18 protein-coding genes and 1 pseudogene are annotated in these 24,152 nt (G+C 58.3%); 9 read left to right on the forward strand and 10 right to left on the reverse strand.

All coding sequences use genetic code 11. The features are described 5' to 3' along the window. Positions 1-22 precede the first annotated feature (22 nt). A complete protein-coding gene (locus tag QCE73_RS10385) occupies positions 23-370 on the reverse strand; it encodes a metalloregulator ArsR/SmtB family transcription factor (RefSeq protein ID WP_035501785.1) in 348 nt (115 codons plus the stop codon). Between the two features lie 81 nt (positions 371-451). Between QCE73_RS10385 and QCE73_RS10390 the strand changes: the two genes are divergently transcribed. Further along, the gene (locus QCE73_RS10390) at positions 452-1,516 is read left to right on the forward strand and encodes a cation diffusion facilitator family transporter (RefSeq protein WP_238212473.1); all 1,065 of its coding nucleotides are present in this window, start codon (positions 452-454) and stop codon (positions 1,514-1,516) included. Between the two features lie 112 nt (positions 1,517-1,628). Here QCE73_RS10390 and cadR read toward each other — a convergent pair whose 3' ends face one another. After that, the gene (gene cadR / locus QCE73_RS10395; RefSeq protein WP_087126646.1) at positions 1,629-2,060 is read right to left on the reverse strand and encodes a Cd(II)/Pb(II)-responsive transcriptional regulator; all 432 of its coding nucleotides are present in this window, start codon (positions 2,058-2,060) and stop codon (positions 1,629-1,631) included. 77 nt (positions 2,061-2,137) lie between these two features. On the opposite strand from cadR, the gene QCE73_RS10400 reads away from it, so the two are divergent. From QCE73_RS10400 to QCE73_RS10415, 4 genes are all read left to right on the forward strand, one after another. After that, on the forward strand, positions 2,138-4,543 hold the full coding sequence (locus QCE73_RS10400; RefSeq protein ID WP_404989746.1) for a heavy metal translocating P-type ATPase: 2,406 nt from the start codon (positions 2,138-2,140) through the stop codon (positions 4,541-4,543). A 27-nt stretch (positions 4,544-4,570) separates the two neighbouring features. Beyond that, on the forward strand, positions 4,571-4,939 hold the full coding sequence (locus tag QCE73_RS10405; RefSeq protein WP_309881088.1) for a zinc ribbon domain-containing protein: 369 nt from the start codon (positions 4,571-4,573) through the stop codon (positions 4,937-4,939). Next, positions 4,936-5,652 (forward strand): ZIP family metal transporter, encoded by a 717-nt coding sequence (locus tag QCE73_RS10410; RefSeq protein ID WP_087126643.1) that lies wholly within the window; start codon positions 4,936-4,938, stop codon positions 5,650-5,652. Before QCE73_RS10405 ends, QCE73_RS10410 begins: the two co-directional genes overlap by 4 nt. A gap of 701 nt (positions 5,653-6,353) precedes the next feature. Next, positions 6,354-6,626 carry a DUF4148 domain-containing protein gene (locus tag QCE73_RS10415; RefSeq protein WP_087126642.1) on the forward strand — a complete coding sequence of 91 codons (273 nt, stop codon included), beginning with the start codon at positions 6,354-6,356 and terminating at the stop codon, positions 6,624-6,626. 79 nt (positions 6,627-6,705) lie between these two features. On the opposite strand, the gene QCE73_RS10420 is transcribed toward QCE73_RS10415, so the two are convergent. From QCE73_RS10420 to QCE73_RS10450, 6 genes and pseudogenes are all read right to left on the reverse strand, one after another. Then, positions 6,706-8,133 (reverse strand): heavy metal sensor histidine kinase, encoded by a 1,428-nt coding sequence (locus QCE73_RS10420; protein ID WP_309881090.1) that lies wholly within the window; start codon positions 8,131-8,133, stop codon positions 6,706-6,708. Beyond that, positions 8,133-8,813, reverse strand: a complete 681-nt coding sequence (gene irlR / locus QCE73_RS10425; RefSeq protein ID WP_087126640.1) for a heavy metal response regulator transcription factor IrlR — start codon at positions 8,811-8,813, stop codon at positions 8,133-8,135. Before irlR ends, QCE73_RS10420 begins: the two co-directional genes overlap by 1 nt. Then, positions 8,814-12,041, reverse strand: a complete 3,228-nt coding sequence (locus QCE73_RS10430; protein WP_087126639.1) for an efflux RND transporter permease subunit — start codon at positions 12,039-12,041, stop codon at positions 8,814-8,816. Between the two features lie 69 nt (positions 12,042-12,110). Next, the gene (locus tag QCE73_RS10435) at positions 12,111-13,589 is read right to left on the reverse strand and encodes an efflux RND transporter periplasmic adaptor subunit (RefSeq protein ID WP_087126638.1); all 1,479 of its coding nucleotides are present in this window, start codon (positions 13,587-13,589) and stop codon (positions 12,111-12,113) included. Positions 13,590-13,599: 10 nt separating this feature from the next. Then, positions 13,600-14,922, reverse strand: coding sequence for a TolC family protein (locus QCE73_RS10440; RefSeq protein WP_087126637.1), 1,323 nt, complete (start codon positions 14,920-14,922; stop codon positions 13,600-13,602). Positions 14,923-15,760: 838 nt separating this feature from the next. Further along, a pseudogene (locus tag QCE73_RS10450) lies at positions 15,761-15,926 on the reverse strand (IS5/IS1182 family transposase); the annotation flags it as partial. A gap of 123 nt (positions 15,927-16,049) precedes the next feature. Here QCE73_RS10450 and QCE73_RS10455 point away from each other — a divergent pair. Further along, positions 16,050-17,144: an ArsO family NAD(P)H-dependent flavin-containing monooxygenase gene (locus QCE73_RS10455; RefSeq protein ID WP_087126635.1), complete on the forward strand. Its 1,095-nt coding sequence runs from the start codon at positions 16,050-16,052 to the stop codon at positions 17,142-17,144. Positions 17,145-17,199: 55 nt separating this feature from the next. Here QCE73_RS10455 and QCE73_RS10460 read toward each other — a convergent pair whose 3' ends face one another. Together QCE73_RS10460 and QCE73_RS10465 are read right to left on the reverse strand one after the other, a co-directional pair. Further along, the gene (locus tag QCE73_RS10460) at positions 17,200-19,677 is read right to left on the reverse strand and encodes an arsenate reductase (azurin) large subunit (RefSeq protein WP_087126634.1); all 2,478 of its coding nucleotides are present in this window, start codon (positions 19,675-19,677) and stop codon (positions 17,200-17,202) included. A 13-nt stretch (positions 19,678-19,690) separates the two neighbouring features. Then, positions 19,691-20,224, reverse strand: a complete 534-nt coding sequence (locus QCE73_RS10465; RefSeq protein ID WP_087126633.1) for an arsenate reductase (azurin) small subunit — start codon at positions 20,222-20,224, stop codon at positions 19,691-19,693. A gap of 225 nt (positions 20,225-20,449) precedes the next feature. Between QCE73_RS10465 and QCE73_RS10470 the strand changes: the two genes are divergently transcribed. From QCE73_RS10470 to QCE73_RS10480, 3 genes are read left to right on the forward strand one after another with little or no spacing between them, the layout of a single operon-like run. Then, positions 20,450-21,277 (forward strand): PhnD/SsuA/transferrin family substrate-binding protein, encoded by an 828-nt coding sequence (locus QCE73_RS10470; RefSeq protein WP_309881092.1) that lies wholly within the window; start codon positions 20,450-20,452, stop codon positions 21,275-21,277. A gap of 7 nt (positions 21,278-21,284) precedes the next feature. Continuing rightward, a complete protein-coding gene (locus QCE73_RS10475) occupies positions 21,285-22,754 on the forward strand; it encodes a HAMP domain-containing sensor histidine kinase (protein WP_238212482.1) in 1,470 nt (489 codons plus the stop codon). Continuing rightward, positions 22,747-24,096: a sigma-54 dependent transcriptional regulator gene (locus QCE73_RS10480; RefSeq protein ID WP_087126630.1), complete on the forward strand. Its 1,350-nt coding sequence runs from the start codon at positions 22,747-22,749 to the stop codon at positions 24,094-24,096. The genes QCE73_RS10475 and QCE73_RS10480 overlap by 8 nt, the downstream gene beginning before the upstream one ends. Positions 24,097-24,152: the final 56 nt, after the last annotated feature.

The following is a 24,152-nucleotide window of genomic DNA, read 5'->3' on the forward strand; positions in this document are numbered from 1 at the left end:
GCGAGACAAATGGACGTCGAATCTACTCCTGGCGCGTTGCGTCGTCGATATCTGCTGCCTCGGGCGACGGTTGTTCGCAAACGTGTTCGACCATATTTCCAATGACTCGTTTCACGTGGTGGTCGGCCGCCTCGTAGAAAATCTGCTTTCCACGACGTTCAGAACGCAACACTCGAGCAGCGCGAAGCAGTCGCAAGTGATGACTCACGAGCGGCTGGGACATGCCGTATTTCGCCGCGATGTCAGAGACACACATCGGCGCGCCAAGGCACGCAGCGATTATCTTAAGTCGACTTGGGTCCCCCATCAGCCGAAACATCTCTGCCAGTTCCACGACCTGGTCATCGCTCAACTCGATTTCTGCAGACATAAAAGACCATTCTCCGTTCACATCAACGCATGTTTATATGTGTATATAATAGCGCTCGTACTCTGCTCAAGGATAGCGACAATGGCCTCTAAGCACGACCACTCTGGACACCAGCACGACCACCGCAAAGACAACAGCGGCCAAGATGAACACAACCATAGTGACCATCAGCATGGTCGCCAAAACCATGAACACGGCCATGGTCCTGAGGGCCACGGACACAATCACGCAGGCCACAATCATCTGCATGGCGTGAGCGACCAACGGCGTATCGGCTGGGCCTTCGTCATCATCGCAGCGTTTATGCTGGTAGAAGTGGCTGGCGGTGTCATCTCCGGCTCTCTCGCGCTTTTAGCAGACGCTGGTCACATGGTCAGCGACGCGGCAGCGCTCGGTTTCAGCTGGGTTGCTATCCACTACGGAAAGCGGCCCGCTACGGCGCAGCTTTCGTTTGGATACAAGCGGCTCGAAATCCTGGCCGCATTCGTGAATGGATGCGCGCTCTTCGTCATAGCAGGATGGATTGTGATTGAAGCCGTGCAACGCTTTGCGTCGCCCGTCCCTGTCATCGGCAAAACCATGCTGATTGTCGCCGTCGTGGGACTCTTGGCGAATATTGCCGCGTTTTTCGTCCTACACGGCGGGAACCGTGAGAATTTGAACCTGCGAGGAGCTTGGCTTCATGTTCTTGGTGACATGCTCGGGTCGATTGCAGCTATCGTTGCGGCACTTGTGATTCTGTGGACCGGCTGGACGCCGATTGACCCACTGCTGTCCATCTTCGTCGCTGTCATCATCCTCAAGAGCGCTTGGGGTATCGTTAAGTCTTCCGCCCACATCCTGCTCGAAGGTACTCCCGAGGGGGTGAATCTTGTCGATATCAAAGCCGACCTCGAACAAAACGTTGCGCAAGTGCACGACGCCCATCACATTCATGCGTGGTCCATCACGGGCGAGCAACACTTGGTAACTCTTCATGTCCATCCAGTTGCAGGCGCAAGTGCTCGTGACGTCGTGGTGGCGGTGCAGCAGCGTTTAGCCACCCGTTTCAACATCCAGCATGTAACGGTCCAGGTGGAGCACGAAGAGTGCGTTGACGCCAGTTCAACCGCGGGTGACGGACATGACGCTCCCAGAGTTGTTTGATTTAGCGGTAAGCGGCGCCGGCCTGCTGCCTGTGACCCGTTGCGAGAAAGACCAGCTTTGGGGCAACGACGGAATCCGGTAATGCCGCAAGTCCCAACGATGAAACCTATGCCTAGCCCAGATGGGTGGCGCGATGGTTGTCCAGGGCGGTTTCCATCGAGGTCAAGCCTTGCAAGATTCCACACTCTTTAACCGCCGCCTCTCCCGCGCAGCGGGCTCGCAGGCTACCCAATTGCTCCCGCAAGTGAACAAGTTCTGCGATGCGCTCGTCGACATGCGCGATGTGCTCATCCAGCAACGAGTTAATGGTGCCACATCCGAGGCCGGGCTCGTCCGATGCGGACAGTAGCGCTCGAACTTCATCGTGCGTCATGTCAAGCGCGCGACAGTTCCGCACGAAGCGTAGACGCTCGACGTGGGCCCAAGTGTAGCTGCGATAGTTGGCCCTGGTCCGCTCGGGTGGCGGAAGTAGACCTTCCTTTTCATAGAACCGGACCGTATCCGTTGTGCAGTTGGCCGCCTTTGCCAGTTCGCCAATTCTCATATCTGCTCCTCAAAACGCTTGACCTTGGAGTTCCTCCAAGGTGTCTACTGGCAGCATATACCAAGCGGATAGCAGAAATGGAAGATTGTTGCGGTAAGAAAAAATCGAACTCTGCCTGGCAACCGGCCAAAGAAAAGTCTGAGACGAATGGCGGCTGTTGCGGTGGGAATGCGTGCACAGAAATACCTGATGCAGTTGCGACAGGACGGGTGCATGACGACGCAGGGCATTCAATCCATGGCAACGCTCATGAACATCAGCATGCGCATCGCGACGACGCGAAATGCGACCACGACCATGGGCACGGCCACGCATCGCATTCTGAGGCGGCCGAAGCGCTGCCCGCCCTTGCTGCGCTCACTCAATCTTCTTCGGTCGGAGGCTTGGTCCGCACGCAAATGCGGATATTGCAGATGGACTGCCCGACCGAGGAAGCACTCATTCGCAAGAAGCTCGACGGTATGGCCGAAGTCTCCGAGATGCAATTCAATCTCATGCAACGGGTCCTTACGGTAGTTCATCGTCCCGACGGCCTTCAGGCGGTAGTCAAGGCGCTCTCGACTCTTGGGTTCACGCCTGAGCTCGGCGACGAGGGAGTTGCCGGCACCCGCACCCCAGCCCCAGTCAGAAAGCCTTGGTGGCCCCTCGCCATCGCCGTCGCAGCCGCGTTGGGAGCGGAGCTTGCCAGCTGGTTGGGCTCGCCGGTATGGGCGGTGGCGGCGCTCGCCCTGTTGGCGGTTGCCTGTGCCGGAATTGAAACGTACAAAAAAGGCTGGGTTGCCGTTAGGAATCTAAACCTCAACATCAACGCGCTGATGAGCATCGCGGTCACCGGCGCGTTGGCCTTGGGGCAGTGGCCCGAGGCCGCGATGGTGATGGTGTTGTTCACGATTGCCGAGCTCATCGAAGCCAAATCGCTCGACCGAGCACGCAATGCTATTGAAGGTCTGATGAACCTCGCACCCGAGACTGCAACAGTCAAGCAGGCAGACGGTTCTTGGGTCGACATCGACGCGACACGCGTCGAGTTGGGCGCGATTGTCCGAGTACGTCCTGGAGAGCGTATCGCGCTTGACGGCTCTCTCACCGACGGGCGCTCCACGGTGAACCAGGCGCCAATTACCGGCGAGAGCATGCCGGTTGAAAAAGGTCCAGGCGACAACGTCTTTGCGGGCACCATCAACGAATCGGGGTCGTTCGAGTTTCAAGTCACGGCCGCGGCCAACAATTCGACGCTTGCGCGCATTATTCACGCCGTCGAGGAAGCTCAAGGCGCGAAAGCGCCGACGCAGCGGTTTGTCGACCAGTTTGCCAAGGTCTACACCCCGATTGTCTTCCTGCTTGCGCTCGGCGTTGCCATCGTTCCGCCGCTCTTTTTCGCCGGCGCGTGGTTTGACTGGGTCTACAAAGCGCTTGTGCTTCTTGTCATTGCGTGTCCTTGTGCACTCGTCATTTCGACGCCGGTTTCGATAGTGAGCGGGCTTGCCGCTGCTGCCCGCAAAGGCATTCTAATTAAGGGCGGGACGTTCCTCGAGCAAGGCCGGAAGCTTCGCTGGCTTGCACTCGACAAGACCGGCACCATCACCCACGGTAAGCCGGTGCAGGTCGCGTTCGAACTTCGCGCGACTGGCGTTGATAGCATGTTAGTGCGTTCTATCGCAGCCAGCTTGTCGAGTCGCTCAGACCATCCCGTCTCGACGGCCATCACGCAAGCAGGAGATGCCGATGGCATCGCGCGGCTTTCAGTCGAAGAGTTTGAGGCGCTTCCCGGACGAGGTATCGCGGGACGCGTGGATGGTCGCCGTTACTCACTCGGCAACCACAGGCTCGTGGAAGAGCTTGGCCGTTGCTCACCGGAACTCGAGGCTCGACTGGAAACTTACGAGCGAGACGGCAAGACTGTTGTCATGCTCGCTGATAACAAGCGTGTGCTTGGCTTATTCGTTGTTGCGGACACGGTGAAGGACACGAGCCGCGAAGCAATCTCCGAGCTTCACGCGCTTGGCGTGCGAACCGCGATGCTCACGGGTGACAACGGACACACTGCGGCCGCGATTGCCAAGGAAGTGGGGATTGACCGCGCCGAGGGTGACCAGCTCCCAGAGGACAAACTGCGCGTCGTCGAAAGCTTGTCGAGTGACCACGCGATGGTCGGAATGGTCGGCGATGGCATCAACGACGCGCCAGCGCTAGCGCGTGCGGACATCGGTTTCGCCATGGGCGCGATGGGCACGGATACCGCCATTGAAACGGCTGACGTCGCCCTGATGGATGACGACCTACGGAAAATTCCCGCGTTCATCCGACTTTCGAAGGCGACTCACACGATTTTGGTTCAGAACATTACGTTAGCGCTGGGCATCAAAGCGATTTTTCTCGCGCTGACCATTGGCGGACTCGGAACGATGTGGATGGCCGTGTTCGCTGACGTAGGAGCGAGTCTGCTCGTCGTTGCAAACGGTTTGCGACTGCTTCGCAAGTAGATTGGGTGAGTCCGAGGAGAAGACAGCATGAGTTGGCTAGAGAGAATTCTTGGCGGGCATCACGGTAGCCGTTCGCAGGGCGGCCACGACCGTGGCCACGGCCAGTCACACGGGAACACGCAGGTTCATCACGGTGCCCAGCACGCACGCGGGGGGCATCACGCGGATAAGGGTCGCTGCTACTCTGGTGAAGAATGGGGCCGGGCGCCCGGGTCAGCTCCGACGCCGCGCACGAGCGTCACTTGCCCAAAATGCAGCGCAGCGAAGGCAGAGGGGTCGCGCTTTTGCGGCCAGTGCGGGACATCAATCGTTCCTCAGACCTGTTCGCAGTGCAATCAGACGCTCGCCCAAGGTACCAAGTTTTGTAGCGCCTGCGGCACGCCGGTGAAGCCGTGACGCCGACTCAACGCCTGGCGCTGTTGACATTGCCCTCGGTGATGGCCGCGTCCGTCGGAGCGGGCATCGCATTTGTTCGCCCGCCGGGCGCGCGGACTACTAGCGTCATTCAGCACTTCACAGCCGGCATTGTTTTCGCGGCCGCGGCTCTTGAACTGTTGCCGGAGGACAGGAAGCGCGCGCTGTGGCCCGTGCTCATAGGCTTTGGGCTCGGTTTAAGCTTGATGCTTGGCATCAAATCGATGTGCAATCGACTCGAGAAGCGTTTCGAAGGTACCGAGTTTCCAACAGGGCTAATAATTGTCACGGCCGTCGACTTGGTTATTGACGGCCTCGTCCTTGGAATCGCGTTCACAGCCGGTGAAGGTACTGGCCTAATTCTCACGGTGGCGCTGACGCTTGAGGTGCTGTTTCTTTCGCTTGCGGTGAGCGCCGCGCTGAGTGCCGCGCGTGCCCCCAAGCGCGCTGCGCTTGTTGTTCCGATTCTGCTTTCGATGCTGTTGTCTATTTCAGCCATTGCCGCGACTGGACTGCTCGCCAACATCTCCTCAATGTACTACTCAGCCCTGCTCGGCCTTGGGACCGTGGCACTCATCTATCTCGTGACCGAAGAACTTTTGACTGAGGCTCACGAGGTCGAGGAAACGCCACTCGCGACGACAGCGTTCTTCGCGGGCTTCATCGTGTTCTTCGTCATCGAAGCATCGGTATGAGCGGGAGCGCCTTCGCTCCCGCTTAGCTTGGAAAGAAAAAAGTCCGGGCAGACGGCCCGGACCAAAGCACGGCGACAAACCACACTCGCCGTGCGCGTGGCCTGACAACGCTACTCCTGAGGCGCTTGGGTTAGGTACATATCTCGACCTCCGTGTCGCTAGAATCGGCGCCGCAACAGCTCTCGGCTTGGCGTCTCCGTTGATTCTGGCAATGCATCCGCGGCTAGTTGACGGGAGTCAATCTGAAGCGTTACGACGTGGAAAGATGCACGGATGTGCCTTCACGTGAAGGTTTTCAGGGCTGCACTTGTGTCCCGCGTAGTCCACGCGCACCTCGGATGAGGTGGCCGTCCAAGGACGGTTGGCGTCGTCGCTTGGGACGCCGGACGCCGTCGATTGAGGTTGTGCGCAACCTACCAAGACGACGGCCGCGAGCGTCAACGACAAAGGGAAGAGCCGCAAAGATAAGTTCATGACGCCCACCGATGTTGTTCGAACGTGCAGGCATTTTGCAACGGCGACGCATCGCAGACATGAGAGCAGGATGACAACTTCGTCATCCTCCGCTTTTTGAATAGACACTAGCGGGTGCACGCCTTTCTGACATTTTTCTCATCTCTCCGTCACGTCGACGCACTGTCCGCCACGCATACTGTTCGCATGACTCGCCGCACTTGGCGGTCGGAACTTGGAGAACCGAAATGAAAGCAGCAAAACTCGCGGTGATGTTCGCGGCGACGGCCGTGTCGATGGGCGTGATTTCGCAGGCGGCAATGGCGCAAGGGAAAACGCGTGAACAAGTCCGGCAGGAGCTGATTCAGGCTCAACATGACGGAATCACGCCCGTCGCCAAGACTCAGTATCCGCCGACCGAAGCGAACGTCGCTCGAAACAAAGAAATTCACGCGGCTTACGCGCACGGTGGCGAGAAGTCGCCGAACGTTGACCACCACGACCAGCTTGCCGGTCGTTGATTCGCGCAGGCTTGCGTCTTCACGGTGAATGTGAAGTGGAGCGCGTCGTCAGTGGCCAAACTACTGCGACGCGCCTTTGTTATCGGCGCTTTCCCGAATCATCCAAGATGGACGCGGCAACCTGCTTTGGGAAAGAAAGCGAGAACGTCGTGCGAACGCCAGGCTTACTCTCAACCCAGCAGCGACCGCGATGGCTTTCCATGATTGATTTCACGATAGCTAGTCCGAGGCCAGTTCCGGATGCAGAGTTGTGCCGCGACGGGTCCACCCGATAGAACCGTTCAAAGATGCGGTCAATGTGCTCGGAGTCAATGCCGACGCCCGTGTCGGAGACGGCGATGACTGTGGCATCGGAAGACTCGCTGCAATCAACGCGAATTTCCGTGCCGCGAGGTGCGAACTTGAGCGCGTTCGTGAGCAGGTTGCTGAGCACCCTTTGATATAGAAGCAGGTCGGCGAACACATCCGCGCGTCCTTTCACAACAATTTCGACACCGGCGTCCTCTGCCATTGATTCATAGTAGTTCGCCACTCGCTCTGCTTCAAACGCGGCATCGAGCCTGACTGCTTCGATGCTTAAATCGGTGCTCTCGGCGCGCGCAAGGAACAGCATGTCCTCAATCATTCGCGTCAGCCGCTGATATTCGCCGATACTCGCTTCAAGGACGTCCCGGTAGTCCGCAGCGTTGCGAGGGCGAGATAGCGCGACCTGTGCCGCCGCCTGCAGGTTGGTAAGGGGCGTGCGCATGTCATGCGCCAAGTTTGACGAAAACTGATTAAGCCGGGTGAACGACTCGTTCAGTCGATGAAGCATACCGTTGAATGCGTGCTCGAGCTCTTTTAGCTCCCCCGACGCGTCAAGCTCAGCGAACGGCTGTGCCAATCGTGACGACGACATCTGTTCGGCGCGCTTTGACAGTCGACGAAGCGGGCTCAACCCGAGGAAGGCGATACCGTATGCCAGCGCCGATGCAAGGCCTACCCCCAGAACTTGAATGACCACAATCGTGTACGCGTGCGCACGCAGCAGTGCGACATCGCCGCTTCGGTCGTATTGAACCGCGACGCGCACGCGTGGTCCGTCTGTTCCGTTGAGCGACGCCATGGTCACAAGATATTTGAGCTTCGACTCGTCGCGGGCAAGTGAGAGTGGTGAATGCCCAGGGTCAGCAGATTGAATGGGTGCGTATGCTTGGAATCTGCTCGTGCTGAAGAGCCGCTCCCCAGCCATGTCATACATGGCTAGGTCCATGTTTTGATGTCCGTGGAGTTGGTCGACCCACATCTCCCAGTTATGCGGTATGTCGCTCGTCTTCTGCAAGTCTGCGAGATGAGATTGCAGCGCACTCAACGTGCCAGTCATCTCTTCCGAAGCAGACGACTCGATGCGATTCCGCAGCGCCTCGTACAACGCAACGCCGCTCAATGCGAGAACGGCTGAAGTCGACAAGATAATCAGAACGGTCAGCCGGGTCCGCAGCGTCCGAGGCAAAAGGCTTTTGAACATCACGCCTCGTCGTCCCGTACCTCGAGGACATATCCCATACCCCGTACTGTATGAATCAACTTAGGCTCGTAAGCATCATCGATTTTTGACCGCAAGCGGCGAATAGAAGCGTCGACAACGTTTGTATCGCTATTGAAGTTCATGTCCCAGACCTGAGCAGCGATGGTCGCGCGAGGCAACACCTCTCCCTCGCGTCGCATCAGCAGCCAGAGGAGCGTGAATTCTTTTGCCGTGAGCAGGACGGTGTTTCCCTGACGGGTCGCTTTTCGGCGATTGAGGTCCAACTCCAGGTCTGCCACGCGCATCACGTTCGTCTCGCGCGGTTGGCCCCGCCGCAGAATCGATTTGACTCGCGCAGTCAGCTCGACAAAGTCGAACGGCTTCGCAAGATAGTCGTCGGCCCCCAACTCGAGGCCTTTGACTCGGTCGCTGACATCGTCGCGAGCAGTCAGGAAGAGGACCGGTGTCGAACTGTGCTTTCGAATCTTCTCAAGCAACGTCCACCCATCCTGACCGGGAAGCATGACGTCGAGAATCAGAAGGTCGTAATCTTCGCTTTCGGCCTGATGCTGGCCGGAGATGCCGTCCTCGACCCAATCGACGACGTATCCGGCCTCGGACAAGCCTTTCTTGAGGTACGAACCAGTCATCTGTTCGTCTTCGACTAGCAGGATTCGCATTCAGACGTTCCCTCGGTTGATACCAATTCTCTGAAGTAATTGTGCCGCCAAACTGCGGCCTGCGCTCGTCCTTGCGTTGCTGCGAAATGACACGGAGTGGCATACGCGATAAAGCACGGGCAGCACAAGGAGCGTCAGCGCCGTCGAAGACAGAATCCCCCCGATAACGACCGTGGCGAGTGGTCGTTGCACCTCCGAGCCGGTGCCGGTCGCCAATGCCATTGGAACGAATCCGAGCGACGCGACAAGAGCGGTCATCAAAACCGGCCTCAGGCGCGTCAGCGCTCCCTCTCTCACTGCCTCATCAAGCGGTACGCCTTCCTCCCGGAGGTTACGGATGAACGAAATCATGACCAGACCATTGAGCACGGCAACGCCCGAGAGTGCAATGAATCCCACCGCAGCCGTGATGGAAAGCGGAATTCCACGCAACCAGAGAGAGACGACGCCGCCGCTCAGCGCAAACGGAATGCCCGTGAACACCAGGAGACCGTCCTTCACGTTGTTGAACATCACGAACAGAAGCACGAACACCATGAAGAGCGCCAATGGGACGACGAGCTTCAGTCGTTCGGTTGCGCTTTGCAACTGCTCGAACTGTCCGCCCCAGGATACCCAATATCCGGCCGGGACCTGCACGTTTTGCTGAATCAGTTCCCGAGCCTCGGCAACGAAGGAACCGACGTCTCGGCCGCGCACGTTCGCGCTCACCACGACCCGGCGCTTTCCGTCTTCCCGGCTGATTTGATTCGGTCCAGGGCCGACTTCGACAGTCGCCAGTTCATCGAGGGGCACGTACGGGGCCTGAAGCGTCGGGCCTCGGGTTGCGCTGGACGCAGTCGTCGGAAGCGCAATCGGAAGACGCTTGATGGTTTCAATGTCCGAGCGAAGTTCGTCAGGCAAGCGCACGACGATGTCGAATCGTCTGTCGCCCTGAAACAACGTACCTGCTTTTTGTCCACCGACCGCGGCGGCGACAGCGTCCTGAACGTCAGCAACCGTCACGCCATAGCGGGCCAGCTTGTCACGCTCCAGATTGATGGTCAGGACAGGCAGCCCCGTCGTTTGCTCGACCTTCACCTCCGAGGCACCTGGCACCTTCTGCAGCGCAGCGGCGATTTTTTCGCCGGCGGTGTTCAGCGCAGTCATGTCGTCGCCGAAAATCTTGACGGCAACATCACTACGAACACCTGAAATAAGCTCGTTGAAGCGCAACTGAATGGGCTGCGAGAACTCGTATGCGTTGCCTGGGAGCGTTGCCATAACCTCCTCAATTTCCTTGATAAGGTCGTCGCGCGACTTTTTCGGGTCAGGCCACTGGTCGGTCGGCTTGAGCATCACGTAGCCGTCGGACAGGTTGGGCGGCATTGGGTCGGCCGCGATTTCTGCTGTGCCCGTGCGTGCAAATACTCGGTCAATCTCCGGAATCTTTTCCTTGAGCGCCTTCTCGATGCTCTTCTGCATTTCCAGCGATTGCGAGAGGCTGGTGCCCGGGATGCGCAGCGCTGCGACCGCCAAGTCTCCTTCATTCAAACTGGGGATGAATTCGCTGCCCAGTCGAGTCGCGAGTGCCGTCGTCAGCGCGACGATGAGTGCCGCACCGACGAGCACGCGCTTTGGTTGACCCATGAATCGCGTGAGAACTGGCTCATATGCGCGGCGAGCCCATCCCATCACGCGATTCTCTTTCTCCTCGACGTTCTTGCCGATAAACAACGCAACTGCTGCGGGAATGAAGGTGACCGTCAGTACCATCGCTGCAGCCAGTGCCATGACGACGGTGATGGCCATCGGATGAAACATCTTCCCTTCGACGCCAGTGAGGGCGAAGATGGGTAGATACACCACCATGATGATGAGCTGGCCAAAGATGAGCGCGCGACGGGCTTCCTGCGAGGCGCCAAACACTTCAGTGAAACGCTCCTCGCGTGTGAGAGGCCTGCCTGCCAATGCTTGGGCGTGAGAGAGACGTCGTACACAGTTCTCGACGATGACCACGGCACCATCCACGATTATGCCGAAATCGAGCGCGCCGAGGCTCATCAGGTTCGCGCTAACTTTGGCGTTGACCATACCGGTGAAGGTCATCAGCATCGACAAGGGAATGACCAACGCAGTAATGAGGGCTGCGCGGATGTTGCCCAAGAACAGGAAGAGAATGACGATGACGAGAACCGCGCCTTCTAGCAGGTTTTTCTTTACCGTGTTGACAGCTTTCTCGACCAGAACGGTACGGTCGTACACGGGAATCGCACGAACGCCACTCGGCAACGTGCGGTTGACGTCGCCCATCTTGAGCGCGACCGCGCGCGAGACGGCCCGACTGTTCTCGCCCATGAGCATGAAAACCGTACCCAGGACGACTTCCTGACCGTTCGACGTCGCGCCGCCCGTCCGAAGCTCACGGCCGACGTCCACTTCGCCAACGTCTTTCACGCGAACCGGCACGCCGCCCACGTTCGTCAGAACGATGTTCGCAAGGTCTTCCACCGAGCCGGCCTGACCCGGGACGCGGACGAGGTATTGTTCGCCTCGCTTTTCGATGTATCCGGCGCCCACGTTGTCGTTGTTGCGTTCGATAGCCTTCACGATGTCGGCAAGCGTCAAGCCGTAGGACATCAGCTTTGTCGGATTGGGCGCAATGCGGAACTCTTTGACATAGCCGCCGATTGAGTTGACTTCCGTGACTCCGGGCACGTTGCGCAACTGAGGCTTGATGACCCAGTCCTGCAGTTCACGCAGGTCAGCTGGCGTATAACGGCTGCCATCAGGCTTGCGGGCGGAGGCGTCTGCCTCGACGGTCCAGAGGTAAATCTCGCCCAAGCCAGTCGAGGTTGGACCCATCGCGGGCGCGACACCTCTGGGCAGCTTTTCCTTGGCTTCCTGAATGCGTTCGTTCACGAGCTGGCGGGCGAAGTAGATGTCGGTACCGTCCTTAAAGATGACGGTGACCTGAGACAGCCCATACCGGGAGATAGAACGTGTCTGGTCGAGATTGGGCAGCCCGGCCATAGCCGTCTCGACTGGAAAGGTGATACGTTGCTCCGCCTCCAACGGCGAGTATCCGGGAACAGACGTGTTGATTTGGACCTGAACGTTCGTGATGTCAGGTACCGCATCAATGGGTAATTTTTGGTAGCTGAAGACACCGAGCGCCGCCACTGCCGCGACGGCCAGCATCACCAACCAGCGGTGCGCAATTGCGAAACGAATAAGTCGCTCGAACATTGAATGGTCCTATGAACTGTGCACTGACGGTCATGCCGCCGCGTCGTATTGATGTGGCGCGGCGCGTAGTCACTCGTGTTCGGCACTTCCTTTGCCGAGTTCAGCCTTTAATACGAAACTGTTGGAGGCAACGTATTGCTGACCGGCAGACAGTCCACTGACGACTTCGACGACGCGGTCGTCCTTTCGGCCTGTTTTGATGGGTTGAGCGACAAAACCCTTGGGCGTGGCGATGAAAACTGCCGGCGACCCGTCGATGTCCTGAAGCGCATCGCTCGCAACTGCCACAGGAACACCTTGCTCCCCAGCATTCACGAAAACGTTGACGAACATGCCTGGTCGCCAAGCGCCATCCGGATTCGGTAGCACGACGCGTGCAGGCGCAGAACGCGTTTGCTCCCCGAGCAAGGCACCGACGTATGAGATTTTTCCCTGCGCAGTCGAATCGAACGCTGCCGCCTTCACAATCGCGTCCCGGCCGACGCGGACGTCGTTGAGGTGCTGCGCAGGAACGGCCATTTCTGCCCAGACAGTGGAGAGGTCTGAAAGCGTGAAGATGTTCGCTTCAGCCGCGACGGCTTCACCAGGCGTGATGTGCTTCTCGACGATGGTTCCGGCGAACGGCGCTCGGAGGTCGTAACGGTTCAGAGCACCGCCGTTCGGCGTTGCGTTCAATGCAACGAGCTTCTGGCGCGCATTCTGTGCCGCAATTTCAGCTTCACGAAGTTGCACCTGTGCTTGCAGATAGTCCTGCTCTGCGGAAATGCGTTCCTCCCAAAGCGTCTTCTCGCGCTGGTAGGCGGTTTTGGCGGCAGAGAGTCTGCGCTCGGCGGTCAAGAGTTCGCTGCGCCTGTCTGCGAGGTCGGTGCTGGCAATCACGGCCAGCACCTGTCCCTTCTGGACCTTCTCTCCAACAGAAACGGCAACTTGCTCAACAATCCCTGATACACGCGGCACAACGTGCGCTGTTCGGTCTTCGTTGAAGCGAACCTCACCCGGGACCTGAATCGTCGACGCAATCTGCGCCGGGCCGGAGTTCGAGAGGCCAATTCCGGCGCGTTGCATTTGCTGCCCATCCAGAGGGATGGCGCCATCTGCAAGCGCGAATGCGAAGGTCGTCGGCTTGCCGTTCCAAGAAACGTTGAGCGTCGAGTCGAAGACATGCGGCTTCGCAATGGCCAGCTCGGAGGTCAGCTTGTTTCCAGATTCGACAAAGCCGATAGTTTCGCTTGTTCCTTGGGCACGATTCAGTTTCGCCGTCGCCGTCACGCCGCCTTGAATAGGCTTACCTCCGGCGGAAGGATAGAGGATGAGTCGAGCGTCGTTGGGTTTTTCGGAAAGAACAACCTCAAGTGTGAGGTCGCCGGCCTTGAGCACTTTACCGCCGTGCTGTCCGGTCGCTTCACCCGCATCTGAACCGTTTTTTTCGGATGCGGCTTCGGCTGCGGCATTGGTTTCTTTTGACTTAAGCGTTGTCGCCAGTACGGCCAGCGTGATGCTCACCCCGATGGCAGCCGCCGTTATAGCGATAAGTTTTTTGCGCGGCATAGCAAGTCCTTCAGGGTTGGGTCAGAGATGGAATGGTGGTCGCAGTCGGCAACGGTGTCCCTGTGAGCCGTCCAATATCTGCGACCGCAAGGTGTGCGTCGGTGAGGGCTTGGACGTAACGGGATTGCTCTTGAAAGAGCGTGCGCTGAGCGTCCAGCACGTCAAGGAAGCTGAATTTTCCCAGCTCGTAACCGCGAGACATCGCGTCAAGAGCCTGGCGGGCGGCGGGGAGCACATCGACTCTGAGTCGGGACGCCTCCTGCTTCGCGCTCTCGTAGTTTGCGTAAGCTTGAGTCAGTTCGAGCCGCAGGTTCGCCTTCTCGGTATCGAAATCGGCCTCAGCTTTTTCGGCTTTGTGTGCAGCTTCAAGAAGTGCACCTTTGTTCGTGTCGAAGAGCGGCAGCGGAATCGAGACGCCGATAACGGCTTGGTTGTCACGAATGCCTCCGGTGACCACTCGCTTCATCCCTGCGGTTACCGTGATGTCCGGGATGCGCTTGGCCCGCTCAACGGAAATTGCGGCGTTGGACCGAAGCACTTCCGCTCTCGCGGCCCGTGTGAGTGGCGCATCGTCGAGGCGAGGAGCGAGTGCAGAAAGCGCCTCTATCTCTGGAATGCCTTCAATGTCGCCGACGACACCTTGATTGCGCACGGTCGGCGCCCCGGTGACCGTGACGAGCTTTTCTGTGGCCGTTGACACGCGTGCTCGCGCATTGACGACTTCAATCTGCACGCCGCTCGCTGCCACTCTGGCTTTGGTCGCCTCCACGGGCGAGACCTTGCCTGCCTTGGCTCTCTTTTCTGCAAGGTCAGTAGAGCGCGTCGCGATTTCGGCGGACTCTTCCGCGACCTGGAGTTGCCGTTGAGCGGCGAGTAGACTGATGAACGCAGCAATCACCTGTGCGCGAAGGGTTGCGTTGCTGCCATCGAGAGTGGCCATAGCGACTGCTCGCCCATAAGAAGCAACGTCGAGTCGAGCACTACGCTTGCCCCCAAGTTCGATGGTCTGATTGACCGCGGCAGTCGTTGTCCGCTCTGTGCCTCCAAAACCCTCCTGGAGAAAGGAGAGTTCCGGATTTGGACGTGCGCCAGCCTGCATGAACGCGCCCGAAGACGCGCTCACGCCCGCGCGGGCTCCGCGAAGCATAGGGTTGGCTTCTGCTGCCAAGCCGAGAACGTCAGCAAGGGAAAGTGCATGTGCCTCGATAGTCTGCTGCGGCGGAGCAGAAAGCCGAAAGTCCTCAATGGTCTCGCCGGACGCGACAGTCGTTTGCGCGTAGAGTGCAGGCCCAGCCGAGACCAACAGGAGAGCAGTAAGTGAGCGTGCGAGCATGAGGGACGGAGTGAAGAGACGATGCGGGGATGCTACGTTTCGACTGGCGTGTCAAGATGACGGAGAGATGAGATTTTTGTCATCATTCGCATTCTTGATGGCACGCCGTCGCTCGATACCGTGAAACGCTCCAATCAGAGAGGCATCAGCAAGACTCTCCGACTGCACCCGACCGGCATGCGCGGAGAACGTGTCAGACGAGTCATTGACATTTAAGGTTTTCGGTTCTTTCGGTCGCAAACGGTTGGCCGAATCGGGACCAAGTCATCACCAGCGCAAAAACTCGGCGTTCCAGGAGGTGTCCGGGTCACTCTGGCGGCTTTACGGCATTTGCTTCAGCTTCGACACCCGCGGGATGTTGAGTGGCGTACCGTTTTTTGTTTCTGTCTAGCGTCGCAGGAGACGGCGGATACTCAGAGCGCTTGTAAGGCAGCCAACCGTCCCGCCAAGCCTGTTCGAGCTCGGTTCTCGCTTGTTCACTGGTCTTTCCATGAGCTACGTCTGATGGCAGGGTGGACGAACAGCCGGAACAAACGATGACCAAAGCCGCGGAGATGACTGCCAAGCGCCTCATAGCGTTCCTTAACTTAAGCGTCTCACTTCGAGTACGCGTTAAGTGTGGCGGGTACTTGGTGCGTCTCGGTGACGCGTAGATGAGATTTCTGTCATTTTTGCGTCATTGCAAGCGTGTTTGAAAGACCCACTAAAGACGCCGCTGGGCGTGCACGTTGGCAAAAATCATCGTCCTTCGCCCACCATTGGCTCCGGCGAACACCAAGCAAGCACTTTGCCCTCGTCGGCGTCGACGATTTCGAATTCGGAGCATAGGACGCACCTCCTATAGTCGCAGCCGTCGCCAGGATATGATGCAGCAAGCGATTTTCAGAAATGCCTGGTGGATGAAAGCGAGCGGGTTGGAAGCGAATGCGTAGCCGGCGTAAGTTGTGAAGCCGCGGAATAGTTCGCTCGACGACGCAGCGTGTTTTGCCCAGTCTAATACCGTGAGGTTGACCGCCGTCGTTTTTTTCGTATCGTCGCGCGCGACCTTCTCGAGCAATGGAGAATAAGCGTCCGTCGCTTCGACGACATGTCCGGTATTATCGAGATGGCATCCCGGCGGGACTATTATGTTTGATAGCAACGTTGCGGCTAGCAACCAAATCGATGTCGCCATCATCGGAGGCGGTCAGTCAGCCTTGGCCGTTGCTTATTTCCTACGCCGGGCCGGTATCGACTATCTCGTACTTGACAATCAGCCTGCCTCAGGTGGGGCCTGGCAGCATGCCTGGGACTCGCTGCACCTCTTTTCCCCGGCGCAATGGAGTTCATTGCCGGGCTGGTTGATGCCGGCAACCTCAGAGCAATACCCGTCGCGAGACGACGTCATCAGGTACCTCACCGAATATGAAAAGAGATATGAAATCCCGGTTCATCGCCCGGCCGAAGTCACATCCGTCTCGCGTCACACCGACGGGCTGCTTGTGTCGACCGACAAAGGGGAATGGCTGGCGAAAACGGTCGTAAGCGCGACTGGTACCTGGAGTCATCCGTACATGCCGGATTACCCTGGACAGGGCAACTTCGAAGGCGAGCAATTGCATTCAGGCCACTATCGCAAAGCGGACACCTTCCGCGGCAAGGACGTGCTCGTTGTTGGCGGCGGAAACTCCGGTGCACAGTTAATCGCCGAGCTCTCCCAAGTCTGCCGCGTAACGTGGGTCACATTGGAAGAGCCGACGTTTCTCCCCGACGAAGTCGATGGACGTATTCTATTCGAGCGTGCGACAGAACGATGGAAAGCTCGCTCCGAGGGCCGACCAGACCCAATGCCGCAAGGCGGCCTCGGAGATGTCGTGATGGTGCCGCCGGTACGCGAGGCCCGCGCGAGAGGCGCCCTCCATTCATTGCGTCCATTCTCCCATTTCACAATAGACGGCGTCGCGTGGAACGATGGCTCCCACACGCACGTCGATGCGGTCATCTGGTGTACGGGCTTCCGTCCAGCGCTTGAACATCTGCGCCCACTGCATGTCCTCAACGATAGCGGTCGGGTCGACGTCGTAGACGCACGCTCAGTTCGGGAACCGAGACTATGGCTGGTCGGATATGGTGAATGGTGTGGCTTCGCATCCGCCACGCTCATCGGCGTCATGCGCTCCGCGAGGCTGGCAGCTACTCAGATTGGCCAATACTTGAAAGGTCCGGAAGCTTCGGCACCGTGAGCAAGGATGCGTTGGCTTCAGGGCCGCGAAAGTCCCGCTCGCGGCCCGGCGACAATCAGGCAAACCGTCGACTCTTGAAACTGACGGACCTCTTGTAGTCCTCCATGGTTCCAACGCGTCTCAAGTTCGCCCACGTCCCCTTGTAGTAGGGAACGATGTTTCGGTCGGTCCAATCAGTCGTGACATCCCCCTGGATTCCGTTGACGTATCCAAACATCATGAATGTCTGGTTTGGTTTGATTTCCTTGGTCGGGTAGGCCATCGCATAGGTCGAGCCAAAATCGTTGAAGACTTCTACTATGTCGCCCGCCGCAAGATTCAATTCCTTTGCATCCTCCGGATTTACCTCGATGTATGCCATCGGATAACGCGCACGCACAAACTCGTTGTACTGGTCGTGATACGCCGTTTGCCAAACCTCATTGTTCCGGCCGTTGTTAATCCAAAAGCGGTACTTCTCCTTTTGTTGCGCAACAGTCTTCGGCAAACCGTTCCACGGCGCGGGTTTGAACTGAGCCTTTCCGTCGGGGGTATCAAACTTCGAGTCTGTGTACAGCATCTCTGTGCCGACTAGCTTGCCATCAGCGTAAGACTGCACCGGCAACTGAACTCCATTGTTCCCGGCTACACGAAGTCGTTCGTATGTCACGAGATTGCCAGTCGAGCCACCCTGACTGTCAATCTTGGCAACGCCGGGCTGGCCGACCTGTCGGAAGCCATCGTTGAACGCATCTTCCTCTGACTTCCAGTCGAAGCCGTCGAAGCGAGCGGCCATTGCGGTGTTACCGTCGGCCTGATACATCGCCTTGAGAGTGTTTGCGACATGCGCAGCGATGAGCGAGTCGGGCATGGCGCTCCCCGGCGGGTCCATAAACTTCTGGGAAAGCCTCATCCGGCGCTCGCCGTTCATCGACGTGAAGTTAGCTTCGCCCGGATGCGCCGCAGGTAGCATGAGATGCGCCGCCTCGGCGAGCTTCGTCGGGTAAAGGTTGATAGATGTGACGAACAAACCCCCTTTGCTCGTAGCATCGAAAATCACATCGACCAACTGAGCATCGGTGGCGCCTTTCGCCTTCTGCATCGCCTCCTTTACGATTTGCGACCGCCGCAGCACGGTTTCGCGAAGTGCCTCGGCGTTGTTGCTGGTCTGGAAGTTGTTGCAGCCCCACCAAGTCATCATCCTGCCCTTGCCCTGGATGAGTTGCTGGTCAATGTAGATTTTTGAGTCGCCTGGATACGGAGGCCGGGTGTAGCCTTCCTGGTGGCCACCCATACGCACCACGCCAGTACCCCGACGTCCGACGTTGTGGGTCGCCAGGACTAGGTCGACCAGAGACGACTGAATAAGGTAATTGTCGTTACCCCAGATGATGCCTTTCTCGTAAGCATGCATCGTTCTGGTCGGCTGGCCCGAGCCTTTCGGCTTGTATGCCCACTCGGCGGCGGTCTGCAACTTTTCAACGGGAACGCCCGTCGCCTTGCTTGTATCTTCGAGCGACATGCGATTGGTTTTGACCGCCTCTTCGAACCCGTTTGTATGTTGGCTGATGAAGTCACGGTCAATCCATCCCTGGTCGACCACATACGTGAAAAGTCCGTCGAACAGCGCAACGTCGGTGCCGGGCTGAATATCGAGATGCAACACGTTGGCAGCACCAGCAACGTGTTCCGCGATGGCTATCGTCGGCGTACGCCGCGGGTCCACGAAAATTATGCGGGTCGCAGGTGTCGCCTCGCCTGGGAAGCGCTGCTTCTTTTTATCCGCTGTGCCGCCCTGAAGGTTGGGCACCCAGTGGTTCAGGAAGTAGTTGGTCTGCGTTTCATACGCGTTGTTTCCGATTGCCACAATGACGTCGGCGAGCTCGGCGTCCTCATATGAGTTGTTCAGTTCGCCGACTCCCATCTCCCGTGTCGCGTGACACTCCGAGTTGTATGCAGGACGATTGTGGATGCGGACCATCGGCGTTTTCAATGCCGTGAACATCAGCTTACCGGTGGCCCACGTGTTCTCGAAACCACCACCGGCACCACCGTGGTCGAATGCCGAAAAGACGATGCCGTTCGGGCCGTCCTTGTCCAACGTGCGTTTGAGCAGGCCGGCGTAGATAGCCATCGCATGGTCCCAGTCAGTGTCAATCCACTGGTCGGCAACATAGAGGCGTGGGTTCTTGAGCCGGTCGCGTGTCATGCCGTCAGCGTTGTACATGTAGCTCGCCATCTTTCCGCCGCGAGTCGAACTCAAGCCGCTGTTCACCACACACTGGCGGTCGGGAACAATCATGATGCGATGGCGGCTCCCATCACGGTCGGTGACGACATTGGTCATCGCAGGCGTCAGCGTCACTGCCATCGGCGGAAGCTGCTTGTTATAGTCCAGCCCCAGCGCGTTCTGTGACGGCGCACGTCCGCCTTCCACGTTTTCCGGCCACTTGAACACGTTGTATCCACAGCCGACGATGCAGAAATGGCACGTCATGTTGGTGCGCTGTGCATTGACCGGAGGTAGCGTGATGCGGTCGCTCTGGTTGTCCATGGCGTTCCCCTGATTAGAGTATGTTGGCCTGGCGGCCGTAGAGCATGCCGTCAATGCCTGTTGCCGATATGCGTCCGCTCTTCTCGTCGTAGCTCAACCGAATCCGCGGCAGATTCTCAGTGGCCTGTCCGGCAATCATCTGGCCAGATTTTTCCGCGTCGAACATGCTGTAGTGGCAGCCGCACTTAAACGTATTGGTCCCAGAATCGAACGCAACCGGGCATCCCATGTGCGTGCACATCATGCTGAACGCGACGATGTCGCGGTTCGGGCCCACGCCACCCTGGGCTGGCACACCGAGTTTCACCGCAACACACGGCGAGGCCGCGTCCGGATAACTGAAAACCAGCGGAGTTCCTGGAGTCAATTGGCTGGCGCTTGCGATGGACTTCGGCACGTACGGCAGCAGGGTATGGCTGGTCGGCGGCGCCGTCGGCGCAACGGCCGTTGCAGCACACGCTGGCTTCGCAATCGCGGCCGCAGTCGCCGCGACGCTTGTTCCGCTCACTTTCAAGAAGGTGCGGCGACTCAGTGTTTCTTTGGACATACCTGCTCCTTGATAGCGGTGAGGCCAACCGTTACTATTTGATGACAAGGGCAAGCTCTATGCCAAAATGACCAGAACGCCGTCTGGCGGCCCGCTCAACGATTCCATGTCCCTAGAGAAATGGGAACGAGTTTCGGACCGGTAACGGCAGGAGGTGACGGGGATATGTCCGGGTTACCGTTCAGTAACGGGAGGCGGAGGCTACTACGAGCCGTCGGCGCAGGTGTGCTCGCAACCTGGGCGCCAGCGTATGCAGCGGATGGCGCGTCGCCACGAAAGATACTTTTTGGCACCACCGCTGTGTTCCTCGATAACCAGATGCGGCTGCTAGCCAAATGGCGAACTCGCCTCGAGGAACAGCTGGGGATGGAGGTTCATTTCGTCCAGCGTGGCAGCTATGGCGAAATCACCGAGATGCTTCTGGCGGACCAACTGGACGTCGCATGGGTGTGCGGCTATCCGTATGTCACGCATGCCGACCGAATGAAGCTGCTGGTCGTGCCTCAGTATCAGGGAAAGCCACTATATCGTTCGTACCTCGTGGTGCCGGCTTCAGACGCGTCGACGACAAGCATCGTCAACCTTCGAAATCGGGTTTTTGCTTACAGCGACCCACAATCGAATTCGGGCTGTCTGATTCCCCGAACCGAACTCATCAGAGACGGTATCGACCCGCGACGCTTTTTCAGCAAAACGTTCTTCACCTACGCTCACCGCAAAGTCGTTGATGCGGTCGCATCCGGTCTGGCCGCCGCTGGCGAAATCGATGGGTACATCTTTGACACACTCGCCAAACAGGCGCCTGAGGCTGTGACTGGCATACGAGTGGCGTGGAAGTCACCGCTGTACGGGTTTCCGCCCATCGTCGCGCGACGGAGTCTAAGTATGGAAACGTTCGCGCCGCTACAAGTGGCGCTGCTCGGCATGGCCGAGGACCCCGTGGGACGCGACCTGCTCAATCGTCTGAATCTGGACCGGTTTGTGATTGCGCCCGACGCGCTTTTCGACGACATCCGTAACCTAGTCAAACTTTCGGACACGATGCCGGTGTGAGACAGCCATGCTGGAAAACGTCAGCTACCGTTACAAGATACCAGTCGCATTGACGCTGGCTATCGTGTTGACCGAGGTCGCAGTCACAGCCGTGCTAATCGCGTTCATGCTTTCGGACGCCCGTCGCAATGTTGAGAGTGGCGCCTATAACCTCGCCAATGTCACGGCACTTTCGGTCCGCGATTCCATCGTCCGCGACGACCTGTTTCATGTATTTGAGCTTCTCCGTGCGCCTGTCGCGGCCAAAGAGCCGGCGAATCCATTGAAAGCGCTTATCGTGTTCGACGCGAGTGGACGGGTTTATGCAGCGACCGACCCGCGGTACTACGCAACGTTGACGGAGGCAACCAGTCTCGGCAACGCCATCAGTCATGCCGTTGGCTCTGTCAAGGCGCGGCCGCAAACCTTCTACTTCAGCTTTCCGAGCTTGCTCGGAGCTGACGACATCATTGCAGCGAAGGCAGTGAGGGCCGAAGACGGTAGTCCACTGGGCTACGTGACCATCACGTACGACCCACAGAAACTGCGTGACAGCGTCAACACGCTCGTGCAGCGGATGGTCCTGGTCAACATCGCAAGTCTGCTGGTCTTAGTGCCCATAGGATGGTGGTGGGGAAAGCGAATGGCCAAACCATTGCACACGCTTAGCAAGGCGATGACTCGCGTACACAAAGAAGACCCAGAGATACTCAAGCAGGAAGTGACCGCGAGCGGGCAAGATGAAATCGGACGTCTATCCCGAAGTTTCCGCGAAATGATGGACGACCTCGCAGAGAAACAACAACTTGAGCGAGACATGGTGGTATCCGAACGGCTGGCCGCGGTCGGGCGTGTTGCGGCGGGTATCGCGCATGAAATCAATAACCCGCTCGGCGGCATGATGAACGCAGTCGACACGCTCGCCATGCATGGCAACCCCGATGGACTGACTGGTCGCACGCTCGCGCTGCTCCGACGAGGTTTGGCTCAGATTCGGGCCACGGTCGCCGCACTACTCTTTGAGGCACGACTGGATTCGCCGGCAATGCGGGAGGCTGACTGGGACGACCTGAACATCCTGATTCAGCCGCAATTGGCGGCCAAGCAGGTCAAGCTTGAATGGGTGATGCCAACAGACGAGGTTCCGATTCCGTCGCACCTGGTTCGCCAACTCGTTTTGAACCTCCTGCTCAACGCCATTAAGGCTGCCGAATCGGGAGGCGTCGTGAAGTGCAACGCGATGATGGACTCAACTGAGCTGCGGATAACAGTACAGAACTCAGGAGAGCACATACCGGCTGACGTCGTAGGCCAGTTGTTTGAGCCCTACTGGCCTAGCCAGAAAACCCACGGGCCTCGCAGTTACGGACTTGGGCTGTGGGTCAGCTATCAGATTGCGACGCAGCTTGGCGGAACCATCTCTGTCAACAGCGTGCCCGGCGAGACGACCTTCGAAGTCGCGCTGCCAATTCGAAGTATGGAGACCTGCCATGAGTGACTCGTTGATATGTCTGGTAGAGGACGACCCAATCATGGGCGAATCGATGGTCGAGCGTTTTAGACTCGAAGGGTTCGGAGTCGACTGGCACACCGGAGCAGCAGCTGCGCTCGAGGCGATTCCACGCAAGAGCTACGCAGTGGTCGTGAGTGACGTGCGCCTGCCGGACTTTCCTGGCGATGAACTGTACACCCAGCTGAGCTCGACAATGACGAGGATGCCACCTTTTGTGCTAGTGACGGCATACGCGTCAATTGATAAGGCCGTATCCATGCTCAAGGCGGGAGTGGCCGACTATGTGACGAAGCCTTTCGACATCGCTCAACTGGTGCAGAAGATTCGGACGCTCTCGTCGCTCAACATCCCGGAAGAGGCCATGCCCGCGCACGGACCTCTGGGCGTTTCTGCATCAATGCGTAAACTTGCTGAAGTCGTGCCCAGGGTTGCCAAGCGAGCGTCATCAATTCTTATCAACGGCGAGTCGGGGTCAGGTAAGGAGGTACTTGCGAAGCACATTCATGACGTCGCCGCTGGTCAATCGAGCGAACCGTTCATCGCTGTAAACTGCGGCGCGGTCCCAGAAACTCTGATGGAGGCGGAATTCTTTGGTCATGAACGCGGCGCGTTCACCGGTGCGGACCGCCAGAAAAAAGGGTTCTTCGAGCTGGCCAATGGTGGGACGCTGTTTCTCGACGAGATTGGGGACTTGCCTCTGTCCATGCAGGTGAAGCTGCTACGCGTACTTCAGGAGAAGCGAGTTCGCAGGGTGGGTGCCGAGAAAGACGTAGCATGCAACTTCAGGCTTGTATGTGCTACCCACAGAGACTTGCAGCAACTGACGGCAAGCGGACGATTCCGCGAGGACCTGTTCTATCGCCTCAACGTTGTGACTCTTAGAGTGCCGCCACTCCGTGACCGAATAGACGACGTGCTTTGGATAGCACGGCACTTCCTGACCACCCATGCCGACGCGAACCGTGAGCCAGTCAAGGAGCTACATCCTGCTTCGGAGGCAGCACTCGTCGCATTTGACTGGCCGGGCAATGTTCGTGAGTTGCGCAATCGTCTCGAGCGCGCCTGTCTGATGTCCAGCAGTCGGGTGCTCATGCCGGCGGACATATTCGGCGACCATGAGACCTCCCCCGACGAAGAGCCAATGAGCGCACCCACGTTAGCCACGTATCTCGACCGGTGCGAGACTCTGTATATCAACAATGCCCTTGTTCAGCACCATGGCCGCATTACCGAGACGGCGTCTGCGCTCGGCATATCACGCAAGAGTCTATGGGAGCGGATGCGCCGGCATCACATCGTGAGCGGGAACAACACCGGGAACGATTGAAGAAGAAACGGCCGACCTTCCGAAGAAAGCCGGCCGTTCTGAAGCGGACCATCCGA

Origin of the sequence: Caballeronia sp. LZ029, assembly GCF_031451275.1 — a bacterium.
Lineage (GTDB): Bacteria > Pseudomonadota > Gammaproteobacteria > Burkholderiales > Burkholderiaceae > Caballeronia > Caballeronia jiangsuensis.